General features: G+C 60.3%; 12 protein-coding genes and 4 tRNA genes. 1 reads left to right on the forward strand and 15 read right to left on the reverse strand.

All coding sequences use genetic code 11. From position 1 onward, the window contains the following. Positions 1-39: 39 nt before the first annotated feature. The 12 genes from rpoB to BLS51_RS13000 all read right to left on the reverse strand — a co-directional run bounded on the left by rpoB (position 40) and on the right by BLS51_RS13000 (position 9,782). Entirely contained in the window at positions 40-4,149 is a 4,110-nt protein-coding gene (gene rpoB, locus BLS51_RS12945; RefSeq protein WP_090192338.1) for a DNA-directed RNA polymerase subunit beta, read from the reverse strand. A gap of 258 nt (positions 4,150-4,407) precedes the next feature. Then, on the reverse strand, positions 4,408-4,785 hold the full coding sequence (gene rplL, locus BLS51_RS12950) for a 50S ribosomal protein L7/L12 (RefSeq protein WP_090192337.1): 378 nt from the start codon (positions 4,783-4,785) through the stop codon (positions 4,408-4,410). A 93-nt stretch (positions 4,786-4,878) separates the two neighbouring features. Next, the gene (gene rplJ, locus BLS51_RS12955) at positions 4,879-5,415 is read right to left on the reverse strand and encodes a 50S ribosomal protein L10 (protein WP_090192336.1); all 537 of its coding nucleotides are present in this window, start codon (positions 5,413-5,415) and stop codon (positions 4,879-4,881) included. Between the two features lie 305 nt (positions 5,416-5,720). Further along, a complete protein-coding gene (gene rplA / locus BLS51_RS12960; RefSeq protein ID WP_090192335.1) occupies positions 5,721-6,416 on the reverse strand; it encodes a 50S ribosomal protein L1 in 696 nt (231 codons plus the stop codon). A 2-nt stretch (positions 6,417-6,418) separates the two neighbouring features. Next, the gene (gene rplK / locus BLS51_RS12965; protein ID WP_090192334.1) at positions 6,419-6,850 is read right to left on the reverse strand and encodes a 50S ribosomal protein L11; all 432 of its coding nucleotides are present in this window, start codon (positions 6,848-6,850) and stop codon (positions 6,419-6,421) included. 121 nt (positions 6,851-6,971) lie between these two features. Continuing rightward, a complete protein-coding gene (nusG, locus tag BLS51_RS12970; protein ID WP_090192333.1) occupies positions 6,972-7,586 on the reverse strand; it encodes a transcription termination/antitermination protein NusG in 615 nt (204 codons plus the stop codon). Then, entirely contained in the window at positions 7,586-7,969 is a 384-nt protein-coding gene (gene secE, locus BLS51_RS12975) for a preprotein translocase subunit SecE (protein WP_090192332.1), read from the reverse strand. Before secE ends, nusG begins: the two co-directional genes overlap by 1 nt. A gap of 36 nt (positions 7,970-8,005) precedes the next feature. Continuing rightward, positions 8,006-8,081, reverse strand: a tRNA-Trp gene (locus BLS51_RS12980). Positions 8,082-8,161: 80 nt separating this feature from the next. Next, positions 8,162-9,352 (reverse strand): elongation factor Tu, encoded by a 1,191-nt coding sequence (gene tuf / locus BLS51_RS12985; protein WP_090285741.1) that lies wholly within the window; start codon positions 9,350-9,352, stop codon positions 8,162-8,164. A gap of 87 nt (positions 9,353-9,439) precedes the next feature. After that, a tRNA-Thr gene (locus tag BLS51_RS12990) sits at positions 9,440-9,514 on the reverse strand. A gap of 54 nt (positions 9,515-9,568) precedes the next feature. Further along, a tRNA-Gly gene (locus tag BLS51_RS12995) sits at positions 9,569-9,642 on the reverse strand. A gap of 55 nt (positions 9,643-9,697) precedes the next feature. Beyond that, positions 9,698-9,782: transfer RNA gene (locus BLS51_RS13000), tRNA-Tyr, on the reverse strand. Positions 9,783-9,979: 197 nt separating this feature from the next. Here BLS51_RS13000 and BLS51_RS13005 point away from each other — a divergent pair. Continuing rightward, positions 9,980-13,237: an EAL domain-containing protein gene (locus tag BLS51_RS13005; protein ID WP_090189265.1), complete on the forward strand. Its 3,258-nt coding sequence runs from the start codon at positions 9,980-9,982 to the stop codon at positions 13,235-13,237. 2 nt (positions 13,238-13,239) lie between these two features. On the opposite strand, the gene BLS51_RS13010 is transcribed toward BLS51_RS13005, so the two are convergent. From BLS51_RS13010 to BLS51_RS13020, 3 genes are all read right to left on the reverse strand, one after another. Continuing rightward, positions 13,240-14,823 (reverse strand): DUF3369 domain-containing protein, encoded by a 1,584-nt coding sequence (locus BLS51_RS13010; protein WP_090189263.1) that lies wholly within the window; start codon positions 14,821-14,823, stop codon positions 13,240-13,242. Positions 14,824-14,900: 77 nt separating this feature from the next. Then, the gene (locus BLS51_RS13015; RefSeq protein WP_090189261.1) at positions 14,901-15,935 is read right to left on the reverse strand and encodes a J domain-containing protein; all 1,035 of its coding nucleotides are present in this window, start codon (positions 15,933-15,935) and stop codon (positions 14,901-14,903) included. Between the two features lie 106 nt (positions 15,936-16,041). Next, positions 16,042-17,193, reverse strand: a complete 1,152-nt coding sequence (locus tag BLS51_RS13020) for a class I SAM-dependent methyltransferase (RefSeq protein ID WP_090189259.1) — start codon at positions 17,191-17,193, stop codon at positions 16,042-16,044. Between the last annotated feature and the right edge of the window lie 2 nt (positions 17,194-17,195).

Genomic DNA, 17,195 nt, shown 5'->3' on the forward strand with positions numbered 1-17,195 from the left:
GCCCCGCCGGCGAAAGCCAGCGGGGCGGCGGCCAGTGTCTTAGTTGCGTTCCAGGTCGATATCGATACCCAGGGAACGGATCTCTTTCACCAGCACGTTGAACGATTCCGGCATGCCGGCATCGATCACGTGGTCGCCCTTGACGAGGTTTTCGTACACTTTGGTACGGCCATTCACGTCATCGGACTTCACGGTCAGCATTTCTTGCAGCACGTACGATGCGCCGTACGCTTCCAGTGCCCACACCTCCATCTCACCGAAACGCTGGCCACCGAACTGGGCTTTACCGCCCAGCGGCTGCTGCGTTACCAGCGAGTATGGACCGGTCGAACGCGCGTGCATCTTGTCGTCAACCAAGTGGTGCAGTTTCAGCATGTGCATCACGCCAACGGTAACCTTGCGCTCGAACGCTTCGCCGGTACGGCCGTCGTACATGGTGACCTGATTCTTCGACGGCGTCATGCCCAGATTGTGAGCGATGTCGTCAGGGTAGGCCAGATCCAGCATGCGGCGGATTTCCGACTCATGCGCGCCGTCAAACACCGGCGTTGCGAACGGCACACCTTTTTTCAGGTTGTACGCCAGCTTCATGATCTCTTCGTCGTCGAACTTGTCCAGATCTTCCGAACGGCCGGTTTCGTTGTAGACCGTGGTCAGATACTTGCGCATCTCTTCCACTTTGATCTGCTGCGCCAGCATTTCGCTGATACGGATACCCAGGCCTTTTGCTGCCCAGCCCAGGTGGGTTTCCAGAATCTGACCAACGTTCATTCGCGAAGGAACGCCCAGCGGGTTCAGCACCACGTCGGCCGGCGTACCGTCGGCCATGTGCGGCATGTCTTCCACCGGCACGATACGCGAGACCACACCTTTGTTACCGTGGCGGCCCGCCATCTTGTCGCCCGACTGCAGGCGGCGTTTCACGGCCAGGTAGACCTTGACCATTTTCTGCACGCCAGGTTGCAGTTCATCGCCCTGGGTCAGCTTCTTGCGCTTCTCTTCGAAGGCCAGATCGAACTGGTGGCGCTTCTCGTTGATCGATTCCTTGATCGCTTCCAGCGCGGTTGCCGATGCGTCTTCCGATGGACGGATGTCGAACCAGTGGTACTTGTCCAGATCGTCCAGGTACTCCTTGGTGATCTTGGCGCCTTTGGCCAGCTTCTTCGGACCGCCATTGACCACTTGGCCAATCAGCATTTTTTCCAGACGCTGGAAGGCATCGCCTTCCACAATACGCATCTGGTCGTTCAGGTCCAGGCGGAAGCGTTTCAGTTCATCGTCGATGATCTGTTGCGCGCGCTTGTCGCGAACGATGCCTTCGCGGGTGAACACTTGCACGTCGATGACGGTGCCGACCATGCCCGAAGGCACGCGCAGCGAGGTGTCCTTAACGTCCGAAGCCTTCTCGCCGAAGATCGCGCGCAGCAGCTTCTCTTCCGGGGTCAGCTGGGTTTCGCCTTTAGGCGTCACTTTACCAACCAGCGTATCGCCGGCCTGCACTTCAGCGCCGATGTAGACGATGCCGGACTCATCCAGACGCGCCAGCTGGTTCTCAGCCAGGTTCGAGATGTCGCGGGTGATTTCTTCCGCGCCCAGCTTGGTGTCACGAGCAACTACCGACAGCTCTTCGATGTGGATCGAAGTGTAACGGTCGTCTTTCACGACGTTTTCCGAGATCAGGATCGAATCTTCGAAGTTCAGACCATTCCATGGCATGAAGGCCACGGTCATGTTCTGGCCCAGTGCCAGCTCGCCCAGGTCGGTCGATGCGCCGTCGGCGATGACGTCGCCTTTGGCCACGCGGTCGCCGCGCTCAACGATCGGACGCTGATTGATGTTGGTGTTCTGGTTCGAACGGGTGTACTTGATCAGGTTGTAGATGTCGACGCCGACTTCGCCAGCTTGCGCTTCGTCGTCGTTGACGCGAATCACTACACGGCCCGCATCGATGTAATCCACGATACCGCCACGGACTGCCTGCACGGTGGTGCCGGAGTCGACTGCAACCGTACGTTCGATACCGGTACCGACCAGCGCCTTTTCAGGACGCAGGCAAGGCACAGCCTGACGCTGCATGTTGGCGCCCATCAGTGCACGGTTCGCATCATCGTGTTCCAGGAATGGAATCAGCGACGCTGCAACGGACACGATCTGGCCTGGCGCAACGTCCATATACTGGACGCGCTCTGGCGACACCAGAATGGTCTCGCCGGCTTCACGCGACGACACCAGCTCGTCGACCAGCTGACCGGATTCATTGATCTTGGCGTTAGCCTGGGCAATGATGTAACGGCCTTCTTCAATCGCCGACAGGTAGTCGATCTGGTCGGTGATCTTGGAGTCCACCACCTTGCGGTACGGGGTTTCCAGGAAGCCGTATTCATTCAGGCGGGCATACAGTGCCAGCGAGTTGATCAGACCGATGTTCGGGCCTTCAGGCGTTTCGATCGGGCACACACGGCCGTAGTGGGTCGGGTGCACGTCGCGCACCTCGAAGCCGGCACGTTCGCGGGTCAGACCGCCAGGGCCCAGAGCGGAAACACGGCGTTTGTGCGTGATTTCCGACAGCGGGTTGGTCTGGTCCATAAACTGCGACAGCTGCGACGAACCAAAGAACTCGCGGATTGCTGCCGAGATCGGCTTCGAGTTGATCAGGTCGTGCGGCATCAGGTTGTCGGCTTCTGCCTGGCCCAGACGCTCTTTGACGGCGCGCTCAACACGCACCAGGCCGGCACGGAACTGGTTCTCGGCCAGTTCGCCGACGCAACGTACGCGACGGTTACCCAGGTGATCGATATCGTCGACTTCGCCGCGGCCATTGCGCAGCTCGACCAGGATCTTGATCACGGCCAGCACGTCTTCGTTCGACAGCGTCATGGCGCCGGTCAGTTCATCACGGCCGATGCGACGGTTGAACTTCATGCGGCCCACGGCCGACAGGTCGTAACGGTCCGGGCTGTAGAACAGGCCGTTGAACAGTGCTTCCACCGAATCTTCGGTTGGCGGTTCGCCAGGACGCATCATGCGGTAGATGGCGATACGGGCAGCGGTCTGGTCGGCGGTGTCGTCGATGCGCAGGGTTTGCGAGATATAGCCACCCTGGTCCAGATCGTTGGTGTACAGCGTCTGGATGTCGGCCACATTGCTGTCGCGCAGGCGGTTCAGCACTTCGTCGGTCAGCTCATCGTTGGCGTTGGCGATGACTTCACCGGTATCCGCGTCAACAATGTTCTTGGCCAGCACGCGGCCCAGCAGGTAATCCTCTGGCACCGAGATGTGTTTCAGGCCGGCAGCGTCGATGTCGCGTACATGCTTGGCATTGATACGCTTGTCTTTCATGACGATGGTTTTGCCAGTCTTCGGATCGACGATGTCGAAGCGCGCGACTTCGCCGCGCAGGCGTTCGGCGACGAATTCCATTTCCGCGCCTTCCGAGCGCAGGTGGAAATTGTCGAACACGAAGAAGTTCGCCAGGATCTGCTCTGGCGACATGCCAATGGCTTTCAGCAGGATCGATACCGGCATCTTGCGGCGGCGGTCGACGCGGAAGTACAGGATGTCTTTCGGGTCGAACTCGAAGTCCAGCCACGAGCCGCGGTAAGGAATGATACGGGCCGAGAACAGCAGTTTGCCGGACGAGTGGGTCTTGCCACGGTCGTGCTCGAAGAACACGCCTGGGGAGCGGTGCAGCTGCGAAACGATAACGCGCTCAGTACCATTGATGACGAACGAACCGGTGGAGGTCATCAGGGGCAGTTCGCCCATGTAGACTTCCTGTTCCTTCATCTCTTTGACGACCGGCTTGGTCGGCGATTCCTTGTCCAGGATCACCAGACGTACCTTGGCGCGCAGCGGCGACGCGAACGTCAGGCCACGCAGTTGGCATTCCTTGACGTCAAAGGCAGGATCGCCCAGCACGTACGACAGGAATTCGAGACGCGCAAAGCCATTGTGCGAAACGATAGGGAAAATCGAGGTAAAGGCCGACTGCAGGCCATCGTTCTTGCGCGTCGACGGTGCGATGTCTTCTTGCAGGAAGCTATGATAGGACTCGAGCTGGGTAGCCAGCAGGAACGGAACGTTGTGAACGTTGGCGCGCTTCGCGAATGATTTGCGAATGCGTTTCTTCTCAGTAAATGAGTAGTGCATGGACACTCCGTGAGTGACAGAAAGGGAAAAAATTTCAGGTTTAGCCTGTATGGCTACCGGCGGTCTGTCACACAGACGAAACCTGAAACTTCTACCATTTCCAGCTGATTCAATTGGAACTGTAGCTGGGGAAACGCTACAAATACGACACAGACGACAAAGGAGCCAAAGCCGGATATTTCCCCTTTTTCAAGAGGAACCACCCGCTGCTTTGGCTCATGGCGCTAACTGTAAGCTGTTAGCTGCCGGTACAACTGATTACTTCAGGTCGGCCTTGGCGCCAGCTTCTTCCAGCTTTTTCTTAGCGGCTTCAGCGTCAGCTTTCGACAGAGCTTCTTTTACGGTTTTTGGTGCGCCATCAACCACGTCTTTGGCTTCTTTCAGGCCCAGACCGGTGATTTCGCGAACTGCTTTAATCACGCCAACTTTGTTCGCGCCGACTTCGGTCAGAACCAGGTTGAATTCGGTTTGCTCTTCAGCAGCAGCTGCGCCGCCAGCTGCGCCGCCAGCTGCTGGAGCAGCCATTGCAGCGGCCGAAACGCCGAATTTTTCTTCGAACAGTTTAACCAGTTCGTTCAGTTCCAGCACGGACAGTTCGGAAACTGCGTTCAGGATGTCTTCTTTGCTAATTGCCATTTGAAACTCCAATAATTTTTGATTCGTTAATACATCAGAATGCTACTTGATAAAAAACCCGCGCCGCCGCGAACGGCGGCACACAGCGGCCTATCAGGCTGCCGGGGCTTCTTCTGCGGCTGCTTCGGCAGCGGCAGGAGCGCCTTCGGATTTTTTCGCTGCCAGAGCAGCCAGACCACGTGCAAAGCCCGAAACCGGAGCCAGCATAACGCCCAACAACTGCGAGAGCAGAACTTCACGGCTAGGAATGCTCGCCAACGCAGCAACAGCAGCTTTATCCAGCTGTTTACCTGCGAAGTTACCGGCAGTGATGACCAGTTTGTCGTTGGTTTTAGCGAAGTCGTTGATGACTTTAGCTGCTGCAACGGCATCGTCCGAGATCGAGTAGATCAGTGGACCGGTCATGCTGTCTGCCAGGGCGGCAAATTGCGTGCCTTCAACTGCGCGACGAGCGAGGGTGTTTTTCAACACTCGCAGGTACACGCCTTGAGCGCGCGCTTTGGCACGGAGTTGCGTCAAGTGAGCAACCTGGATGCCACGATACTCGGCCACGACGATGGTTTGCGCAGTTGCTACTTTTGCGGAAACTTCGGCGACGACGGCCTTTTTGTCATTCAGATTGAGACCCACGGTCAATCTCCTTAAATGATGTCCGGCGAAATTGCCGGTCATCGGTTCGAACAACGGCGTCCGAGGTTAGGAGTCCAATGGACTGCAAAACTTGATCGGGAACACCATCTGCGTTGGGTGAAACATTCAATTAACCGGATGCCTACCTGATGCATCCAGCCCAACGGTCTTTGATTGCGGCTGCTGCTTGCACAGCAGCCATCCCAAAGAACTGCCCCAAGCCGTAAAGCTCAGGGACTTAATACTTTTAATCAGCGATGCCAGGGGCCAACACGCTACGCGTATCGGCACCTGGAACATCGGTATTACGCAGCCAGCGTAGCCTGGTCAACACGGACGCCAGCGCCCATGGTCGACGAGATCGACACTTTACGCAGGTACACGCCTTTGGACGAAGCTGGTTTAGCTTTGTTCAGTGCGTCGATCAGTGCGTTCAGGTTCGATTTCAGGTCGGCGTCAGCAAACGATTTACGGCCGATGGTCGCGTGGATGATACCTGCCTTGTCGGTACGGTACTGAACCTGGCCGGCTTTGGCGTTTTTCACGGCGGTAGCGACGTCAGGGGTAACGGTGCCAACTTTCGGGTTAGGCATCAGGCCACGTGGGCCCAGGATCTGACCCAGGGTACCAACGATACGCATGGTGTCTGGCGAAGCGATGACGATATCGAAAGGCATGTCGCCGGCTTTGACGCGCTCGGCCAGGTCTTCCATACCCACCACGTCGGCGCCAGCTGCTTTAGCAGCTTCAGCCTTGTCGCCCGAAGCGAATACCGCTACGCGAACGGTTTTACCGGTGCCGGCTGGCAGAACCACGGAACCACGAACGACCTGGTCCGATTTCTTAGGATCCACACCCAGTTGTACCGACACGTCGATCGATTCATTGAACTTGGCGGTGGCCAGTTCTTTGATCAGAGCAACAGCGTTGTCGAACGAGTAGTTCTTGGTGGTATCAACTTTAGCTTTGATAGCTTTTGCGCGTTTGGACAGTTTTGCCATGATTACACACCTTCCACGGTAATGCCCATCGAACGTGCGGAACCAGCGATGGTGCGTACAGCAGCATCCAGGTCGGCAGCGGTCAGATCAGGGGTTTTCAGTTTCGCGATTTCTTCGGCTTGAGCGCGGGTCAGCTTACCGACTTTGTCGGTATGTGGCTTCGGCGAACCTTTGGTGATGCCCGAGTGTTTCTTGATCAGGAAGGTCGCTGGAGGCGTCTTCATGACGAAGGTGAACGATTTGTCGGCGAAAGCGGTGATCACGACTGGGATCGGCATGCCTGGTTCCATACCTTGGGTCTGCGCGTTGAACGCTTTGCAGAATTCCATGATGTTCAGACCGCGCTGACCCAGCGCTGGGCCGATCGGAGGGGATGGGTTTGCTTTACCAGCTGGCACTTGCAGCTTGATAAAACCAATGATTTTCTTTGCCATGATGGCTCCTGTCTTGGATATGAGTAGTAGCGCCCCACCATGCGTGTTCTGCAGGGCGGGGCTCCTCTTTTGCCAGATGCACTAGGGTTTTGACACCGTCGCCCGTTCTGGCGAACGGTAGTTAGACTTTTTCGACCTGGCCGAATTCGAGCTCGACTGGCGTTGCGCGGCCAAAAATGGTGACCGAGACGCGCACTTTCGATTTCTCGTAGTTGACTTCCTCGACATTGCCGTTGAAGTCAGTGAACGGACCGTCCTTGATACGGACTTGCTCGCCCACTTCGTACAGCACTTTAGGCCGTGGCTTCTCGACGCCTTCCTGCATCTGCTGCATGATCTTGTCGATCTCGCGCGCAGGAATCGGCGTAGGCTTGTTCGATTTGCCACCGATGAAGCCGGTTACCTTGCTGGTGTTTTTCACCAGGTGCCAGGTTTCGTCGGTCATTTCCATCTCGACCAGCACATAGCCAGGGAAGAAACGGCGCTCGGTGACCGACTTCTGGCCGTTCTTGACTTCGACCACTTCTTCGGTCGGCACCAGAATCTGGCCAAACTGCTCTTGCATGCCGGCGCGTTCGACGCGCTCGGTCAGCGCACGCTGCACGCTTTTTTCCATGCCGGAATACGCATGTACAACGTACCAGCGCTTGTTGCTCACCGGTACGCTGATTGGCGCTGCGCCAGCATCTTGCTCAGGGGCCTGGCCCTGAGCGTCGTCTTGCACATTTTCGCTCATTATTTTCGTATGCCCAGAATGATGTCGTACAACAGGAATTCCAAGGTCTTATCCGTGCCCCACAGGAACAACGCCATCACCAGCACGAAGGCAAACACGATGCCGGTGATCTGGGTTGCTTCGCGACGGGTAGGCCACACGACCTTTTTCGTCTCGCGAACGGCTTCTTTGGCGAAATTCAGGAAATCACGGCCAGTCGACGAAGTCCACAAGATCAAAACGGCAAAAGCCAAACCAGCCACAAGTGCGCCCGCGCGCACCAGAGCTGGTTTGTCCGACAGGTAGTAGAACCCTATCACGCCCACGATTGCAATGGCGATCGCCAGTACAACCTTAATCTTGTCATTCGACGTGCTGACGGTCTGCACGGATTGATTAGACATTTATATTTTACTTTCGGTGCCCTGCACCATATTCGGTGGCAGGGGCGGAGGGCCTCGAACCCCCAACCTTCGGTTTTGGAGACCGACGCTCTGCCAATTGAGCTACGCCCCTACATAAAACCTTAAAACTACAAAGGATCCGGATTATACCACCCGGACACCCGGGTGGCAATCTTGATGCCTAACTGGGAATTAACCCAGGATCTTGGCGACCACGCCGGCGCCGACGGTACGGCCACCTTCGCGGATTGCGAAGCGCAGACCTTCTTCCATCGCGATCGGGTTGATCAGCTTGACGGTGATCGACACGTTGTCGCCTGGCATAACCATTTCTTTGTCCGCTGGCAGTTCGATCGAACCGGTCACGTCAGTCGTACGGAAGTAGAACTGTGGACGATAGTTGTTGAAGAACGGGGTGTGACGGCCGCCTTCGTCTTTCGACAGAACATAGATCTCGCCGGTGAAGTGGTTGTGCGGCTTGATCGAGCCTGGTTTTGCCAGAACTTGACCACGTTGCACGTCTTCACGCTTGGTGCCGCGCAGCAGCAGACCAACGTTGTCGCCTGCCTGACCCTGGTCCAGCAGTTTGCGGAACATTTCCACGCCGGTGCAGGTGGTTTTGACGGTATCGATGATGCCGACGATTTCGATCTCTTCGCCGACTTTGATGATGCCGCGCTCAACACGACCGGTCACCACGGTGCCGCGACCCGAGATCGAGAACACGTCTTCCACTGGCATCAGGAAGGCGCCGTCCACTGCGCGCTCTGGCGTAGGGATGTAGCTGTCCAGTGCGTCGGCCAGTTGCATGATGGCCTGTTCGCCCAGAGGACCGGTGTCGCCGTCCAGTGCTTTACGTGCCGAACCTTTGATGATTGGCAGGTCGTCGCCTGGGAACTCGTATTTCGACAACAGCTCGCGAACTTCCATTTCAACCAGTTCCAGCAGCTCTTCGTCATCCACCAGGTCGCACTTGTTCAGGAACACGACGATGTATGGCACGCCAACCTGACGGGCCAGCAGGATGTGTTCGCGGGTCTGTGGCATTGGGCCGTCAGCTGCGGAGCACACCAGGATCGCGCCGTCCATCTGCGCTGCGCCGGTAATCATGTTTTTGATGTAGTCGGCGTGGCCTGGGCAGTCAACGTGAGCGTAGTGACGGGCAGCGGTTTCGTATTCAACGTGCGCGGTGTTGATGGTGATGCCGCGTGCTTTTTCTTCTGGTGCAGCGTCGATCTGGTCGTAAGCTTTAGCTTCGCCGCCGAATTTTTTCGACAGAACGGTTGCGATTGCAGCGGTCAGGGTGGTCTTGCCGTGGTCGACGTGGCCGATGGTGCCGACGTTAACGTGCGGCTTGGTCCGCTCGAATTTCTCTTTTGCCATTTTAGACTCCTAACGATTTGGTGTGATTGGCAGGGAACCCTGCCCAACTGTCTTGATAGTGCTACCGAACTGCCGTACTGCGTATTCTGGTGCCCTTTACGTGGATTGAACACGTGGCCTCTCCCTTACCAAGGGAGTGCTCTACCACTGAGCTAAAAGGGCTTGGGGTACTACGCTTTACAACTGCGATACTTGCGTATCTGATTGCAACAACACTGGAGCGGGTGAAGGGAATCGAACCCTCGTCATAAGCTTGGAAGGCTTCAGCTCTACCATTGAGCTACACCCGCGAGGTATTGGTTCAATTCATTTCACTTGCTGCGCCACTCAGTCTTTTGCAAAACTTGGTGGAGGGGACTGGATTCGAACCAGTGTACTCTGAGAGAACGGATTTACAGTCCGTCGCCTTTAACCACTCGGCCACCCCTCCGCGAGGAACCGCAGAGTATGAAGCAATTTTTCGAAACCGTCAACTTTTTTTTCCACCTTGTCGGTGTAGCGTCAACAGTTCGTCTGCTTCGGGGCGAGATTTTAAACGCACCGACTGCGAAAGTGCAAGTGTTGTTTTTACGTTGCATGTTTTCCTATACAATTAATTGATGAAATGAAACTTCTGGAGCCCTAGGTTTGAATAATCGAAGCGGTCGCTGGCTTACCCTGCTGTTCGCCAACCTGGGCCTGTGGGCCGTGTATGTCGCCGCCGGCCGCCTCGGCCTGCTGCTGGCGCTGCCGCCGGGATACGCCTCCCCCATCTTCCTGCCGGCCGGCATCGCGCTGGCCGCCTGTGTTGCTGGCGGCACCCGCCTGCTGCCGGCGGTGGCGCTGGGTTCCTTGTCAGTCAACCTGGTTTATCCGTGGCTGAGTCCAGCCGGCATTACCCAGCAGGCGCTGCTGGGTGCCTGCGCGCCGGCCATCGGCGCCGCGCTGCAGGCCTGGGTCGGCAGCACGCTGTTCCGCCGCTATATCGACCAGGCGATCGGCTCCGGACGCGATGTGGTGCGCTTCATCCTGCTGGCCAGCTGCGTGACCGTGGTGTCCAGCACGATCTCGCTGTCCGGCATGATGGCGCTAGGCATACTGCAACGCGAAACGCTGGCCGCCGACTGGGTCGCATGGTGGATGGGCGACACCATCGGCATCCTGCTGGCGGCGCCGCTGACCTGGATCGCCATCGGCCGCCCGCGCGCGCTGTGGGCACGCCGCCGCACGCTGGTCGGCCTGCCGCTGGTGCTGTCGGCCGGCGCCTTCATCGCCATCTACCTGCAAGCCGACCGCTGGGAAAGCAATCAGCAGATGCAAACCTTCCGCCTCAAGGCGCAACAGACGGGCGACCTGCTGCAGGCGCAGTTCAGCGAGCACGAGCGCTTCATCTACGCGATGGCCAAGGCGCTCAACGATCCGCGCCGCTCGATCGAGGCGGAGGACTTCAGCAACCTGGCGCACGGCTACCTCGACCAGCGCCCCGAGCTGCTGTCGATGGCCTGGCTGACGCCGGTGGCCGGCAGCGAACGCGGCGCCTTCGAAGCCTGGGCACGCCAGCACGCCGCGCCCGACTACAGCATCCGCGAGCGCAGCAGCGACGGCAGGTTCATCATCGCCAGCCAGCGCGAGCGCTACTTCGTCTCCACCTTCATCGAACCGGCCGTCAGCCGCGCCTACCTGGGCCTGGACTTCCTGCACGACCCGCAACGCCGCGCCGCGCTGGAGCGCGCCATCCAGTCCGGCCAGCCGACCGCCACCGCCCCGCTTGCCCTCCTTCCAGGCACCGCCAGTCCCGGCCTGCTGTTGCTGCAAACGGTGTATCCACCCAGCAGCCACCGCCAGGCGATCGGTTCGCTGCTGATCTCGATGCAGTTCGACGCCTGCCTGAACCAGGCGCTGAAGCGCTCCGAGTTCCCGCACTTCCTGCTGCGCTTTGAAGACACCGACGATGACAGCCCGCGCCGCGTGGTGCAGGACACGCTGGGCCGCGCTGCCGACGACGGCGACTTCCAGCGCCAGCTGCACTTCGGCGGCCGCATCTACGAACTGACGCTGGCGCCCACGCCGGCCTATCTGCAACAGCAGCGCGGCTGGCAAAGCTGGACCGTGCTGACCTGCGGCCTGCTGCTGACCGGCCTGCTGGGCACCTTGATGATGCTGATCAGCGGCGAGCGCGCCCGCATCCAGGCCGAGGTCAAGGACTCCACCTCGCGCCTGCGCCAGCGCGAAGCGCGCCTGCAGGCGATCCTGAACAAGGCAGCCGACGCCATCCTCACCATCGACAGCAATGGCGTGCTGATGTCGGCCAACGCCGCCGCCGGCCGCCTGTTCGGCTATGCGCCGGAAAAGATGGTGACGCTGCCGCTGGACAGCCTGATCCCGGTCGGCGTCGGCGAAGCGGCCGGCCTGGACGCGGCCGGCCTGCTGCGCATGATCGCCTGCGGCGTCACCCACGAATACGAACTGCCCGGCTGGCGCAGCGACGGCAGCGAATTTCCGCTGGCGATGTCGGTGTCGGAAGTGGAACTGCCGGACGAACACCTGTTTGTCGCCATCCTGCATGACCTGACCGAGCAGCATGTGGCACAGCAACGCATTCACCGCCTGGCGCATCACGACACGCTGACCGGCCTGGCGAACCGCCTGTCGCTGAATTTGCGGCTGGAGCAGCTGCTGGCGCAGACACGCCGCAATGGCGGCATGGCGGCGGTGCTGTTCATCGATCTCGATCACTTCAAGAAAATCAACGACACGCACGGCCATGAAACCGGCGACCTGCTGCTGGTCGCCGTCTCGCAGCGCTTGCAGGAGCTGCTGCGCGAGGTGGACACCATCGCCCGCCTGGGCGGCGACGAATTCATTGTCGTCACCGACGGCGCCATCACGCCGGACGACGCCTCCAACATTGCCGTGCGCATCGTCGACGCGCTGACCGCGCCGTATCACCTGAACGGCAAGACGGTGCACAGCGGCGCCAGCGTCGGCGTCGCCATGTTCCCGAGCGACGGCGAGGACGGCGGCACGCTGATGCGGCACGCCGACACCGCGATGTACGCCGCCAAGAGCCAGGGCCGCGGCAACTTCCAGTTCTTCTCCGCCGCGATGAATACCGCCACCCACGAACGCCTGCTGCTGGAAAGCCGGCTGTGGCAGGCGCTGGAACAGGACGAGTTCGAGCTGTATCTGCAACCGCAGGTGGAGCTGGCCACCCAGCGCATCATCGGCGCCGAGGCGCTGCTGCGCTGGCACCATCCGGAACTGGGCATGGTGGGGCCGGACCGCTTCATTCCGATCGCCGAGGAGTCGGGCCTGATCCTGCCGCTGGGCGACTGGGTGCTGCAACGCGCCTGCACGCTGCTGCATGCGTGGCGTGTGCCGGAGCTGGCGCACCTGCGGCTGGCGGTCAACCTGTCGGCGCGCCAGTGCCACGGCCCCGGCCTGCTGCCGCACCTGGACCGCATGCTGCACAGCCATGGCATCGATCCGGCCTTGCTGGAGCTGGAGATTACCGAATCAGCGGCGATGCAGGACCCGGAACGCAGCCGTGCGCTGCTGATCGAACTGCGTTCGCGCGGCATCAAGGTAGCGATCGACGATTTCGGCACCGGCTATTCGTCGCTGAGCTACCTGAAGCTGTTCGAGATTGACCGCATCAAGATCGACCGCGGTTTTGTCAAGGATATCGAGAGCGATCCGAATGATGCGGTGATTGTGGCAGCCACCATTGCGCTGGCCCATTCGCTGGGGCTGGAAGTGATCGCCGAGGGCGTGGAAACCCAGGCGCAGCGGGACTTCCTGCGCGCCAAGCAGTGCGATGAAGCGCAGGGCTATCTGTTCGCCAGGCCGATGCCGGTGGCGCAGTTCGAAGCGATGGTACGCGCCGCCAGCGCGGCGGCGGCGTAAGCTTAAGCGGGCGTGCGGCCGATGGCGGGATCGCGCTCGATCATCTCCAGCAGCGCGGCCACCACCTCCGGATCGAACTGCTTGCCGGCGCGGTCCTTGATGTAAGCCACCGCCTCCGCGTGCGGCCACGGCTCCTTGTACGGCCGTTCGTGCAGCAGCGAATCGAAGACGTCGATCACCGCCACAATCCGGGCAGCAATCGGAATCTCGCGACCCTTCAGCTGGTTGGGATAACCGTTGCCGTCCCAATGCTCATGGTGGCCGCCGGCGATCTGCGCGCCATACGTCAGATAGCTGACGCCATCCACCATATTGGCTGCGCGCTCCAGAATGGTCTTGCCGACCGACGCATGTTGCTGCATTTCGGCGCGCTCTTCCGGCGTATGGATGCCCGGCTTCAGCAGGATATGGTCCGGTGTCGCCACCTTGCCCACATCATGCAGGATCGACGCCAGGCCGATCATCTCCAGCAGCTGCGGCGTCACCTCGTCCGGATACGCACCACGTTCATGCAGGCGCTGCGCCAGCGTTGACGACAGCAGCTGCACCCGCCGCACATGGCCGCCGGTGCCGGCGTCGCGGAATTCGGCCAGATCGGCCAGCGCCACCACGGTGGCCTCCTGCGCCTTGCGCAACTGGCCGAACATGTACAGGTTGTCGAACGCGGCCGCAATGCGCTGGCAGAACACCTCCAGCAGGTCGCGCTGGATCTGCGCCAGCGGCCACGGCGGCGTGACCGAAATCGCCACCTCGCGGTTTTCCTGGGTGTGAATGAACAGCACATTGGCCGGATGCTCGAACTGCGATTTCTTTTCGGCAAACGCCTTGGCGATGGTCGGCCACAGCGGGTGCGCGGTCGGCATCAGTTCAGCCTCGTTCAAAGCGGAATAATGGCCGGTGGCCGCCACCACGGTGGTAACGCCGGTATCGCCCTGCATCAGGCACAGCACGCCGTCGGAACCGACGTCGAGGATGGCGCTGACCTGGTTCAGCACGCCGGAGGCGAACTCGCGCAGCGAATGGATCTGGTACAGATTGGTGGCGCCGGCCAGGATCTTGCCCAGGCCAACGCGGCTGCGCTCCAGCATGTTCAGGCTCTCGTACGCGCGCAGCGCCGAAATCACCGTGGTGAACAGCTTCTGCGTGGTCAGCTCGGTCTTGGCCTTGTAATCGTTGATATCGTATTCGATGATGACGCGCTGCTCGGGCGCCTGGCCCGGCTGGCCGGTGCGCAGCACCACCCGCACGATCGCATTGTGGAGTTCTTCGCGGATGCGGCGCGCCAGGATCAGGCCGGCGTCATCGGTTTCCATCACCACATCCAGCAACACCAGCGCGATGTCCGGCGTGTCGCGCAGGATGTCGAACGCCTCGCGTCCGCTGTAGGCCGAGAACAGTTCCAGTTCGCGGCCCTTGAAACTGACATTCCGCAGCGCCAGCCGCGTTACCGCGTGGACATCGACATCATCGTCGACAATCAGTACCCGCCACAAACGCTGGTCCGGGGCGCCGAGACCGCTGGCGGGAAGCTCTTCTTCGTCTTCGTCAATCAGCCAGTTGTCGTCTGCGGCGTTGGAATCGGTCATACACATCTCCTGTCGTTACCCTCAGGATAATCAGATTCCCCCCCTGTGACAACTCTTATTGGCGATGCAATGCGGCACTAGTTGTTGACGGGTGACGTGGCGGTTTCCATGCTGGCGGTGGTGGTGCGGCTGGTGTCGGAGCAGGCGCCCGGGTTGGCGCCGATGTCCAGGTTCTGGTAGCGGATTTCGTACTTGCCGTTGCTCAGCTTGTCGACCAGCAGCTTGTCATGCGCCAGCACATAGGCATAGCGCACATTCGAGCGGCGCTCCATGTCATACACCTTGATGAACACGGCGGAACTATTGCTGCTGTTGTCCAGCGTCAGCTGCATGTCGTCGCCACGGTTGGCAACCGGGAAACCTTCCATATAGCCGGAACGGGTCGGCCACGGCTCGCCATTCGGCGCCACCAGCGTTTGCGTCTGGGTTTCGCTATCGCATTCGGCGCCGGCGCTCGGCAGCACCACCTGCGACATGGCAGCCACCTTGATCGGCGATGGCTTGGCCGCGTGCGATTCCGACAGCCGCACCGTGGCCCAGTCATCGCGCTGCTCGGCGCGCGCTTCAGTCCGGTCCTTCGGGCCGTGCGACGCGCGGGCAGCGGCAGGCGCGCCGTCGGTGGTGGCGGCGTTGGCGTTGATGCCGCCCTTGCCGCCCCAGCCGCTGCTCAGCATTTCCACCATCTGCGGCTCGGCCACCATGGTGGCGCCGCCAACCCAGCCCAGCACCAGGCAGGCCGCCAGGCCGCCCCAGAAGCGCCAGTCGCGCCGGCGTGGGCGCCGGTGCCGGTGCACGGTTTCAGGGACGTGTTCCGGATGCCAGCTGCCGTCGTGACGCGCCTTGTGGCCCTCTTCGTGACGGGTGCTCTCCAGCCATTCGATTTCCCACTCCTCGGAGGTGATCCACTCGTCATGCTCCTTGCGGCGCTGGACATCGGACAGGGTCTCGTAAGCGCTGTTGAGAATGGCCATGATGCGCGCAGCCTTCTCGTCACCCGGATTTTTGTCAGGGTGGTATTTTTGGCTGAGCGCCTTGTAGGCAGCACGTATGACTTCCTGTGGCGCCATGCGCGACACTTTCAGGTTGTCATAGTGGGTGTGGATCTTGGCCATAACTGGAAATCGACGCAGAATCAGTCATCATAGCCCATCTTAGCGCATGCAACCCGCAGATCAGGCAAGGATTTGACTTGCATTTCTGCCTACTGTGCTTTTCTGTCTACAATCGATGGGTCCGGTCCTGCATGATGATGGCTTCCGGCAACTCGACGCCCTTGCCCACCACCAGCACCTTGAACAGCTCGCCCATTTCGGCCGGCGACACCAGCTTTTGCATGGCGCGCGCCTGCGGCAGGTAGGTGGCCGCGTCTTCCGGATTGGTGCGCAGCAGCAGGTCGCCAATGCCTGCGCCGATCAGGAAGCCGGACTGGTTCAGGTAGCCCAGCACCTCGATGCCGGCATCCTGCGCCGCCAGCGCCATGGCAGTGAAGTCGACGTGGGCGGTGATGTCCTGCAGGCCCGGATAATAAAATGGGTCCGGATGCGCATGGTGGCGATAGTGGCACATCAGCGTGCCGGTCACGCGCTGGTCGAAATAAAACTCGTGCGCCGGAAAACCGTAGTCGAACAGCAAGGCGGCATTGGCCTTGCCCTGCCCCAGCATGCGCGCCAGCGTCGCCATGAAACCGCAGGCGATGCCGTGCAGCTCGGTGACATAACCGTCCGGCAGCAGCGCGTGGTCGGGGATCTGGCGCGCGATCTGCGCCAGCAGTTCTTCGCTGGCCGGCACTTCCACGTACTGGAAGCTGCCGTCCCTGACTGTCACCTGCAACTCCTGCCAGCCCTGCGGATTCTTGATCACCAGCTGCACCGGCATCGCATCCAGCACCTCGTTGCCCAAGATGACGCCGTCAAACGACGCCGGCAGCGCGTCCAGCCACGCGACCTGCGGGAAATCGCGCAGCTTTTCCTGCTGGCGGCCGCGCAGCTCGCCGGACAGCTCGACGATGTAATACTTGTCCACCTGTACGCCGGCGCTGGCCAGCTCGGTCAGGATGTCGAAGGCCAGCTTGCCGGTGCCGGCGCCGAATTCGAGGATGTTCGACGCGCTTTGGGCGATAATAGCGGCTGCAACCTGCGCCAGCGCCGCGCCGAACAGCGGCGACAGCTCGGGGGCGGTTGTAAAATCACCATCTTTTCCCAGCTTGGCGGAGCCGCCGCTGTAGTAGCCCAGTCCGGGCGCATACAGCGCCAGTTCCATGTAGCGGGCAAAGGAAATGGCGCCGGCGTTGCTTGCGATGTCGGCGGCAATCAGGTGCTGCAAGGCGTGGGACGCGGCCAGCGCGTCGCTAGAAGGTACGGGTAAGGACATCC

Origin of the sequence: Duganella sp. OV510 (assembly GCF_900100205.1) — a bacterium.
Classification (GTDB): domain Bacteria; phylum Pseudomonadota; class Gammaproteobacteria; order Burkholderiales; family Burkholderiaceae_D; genus Rugamonas.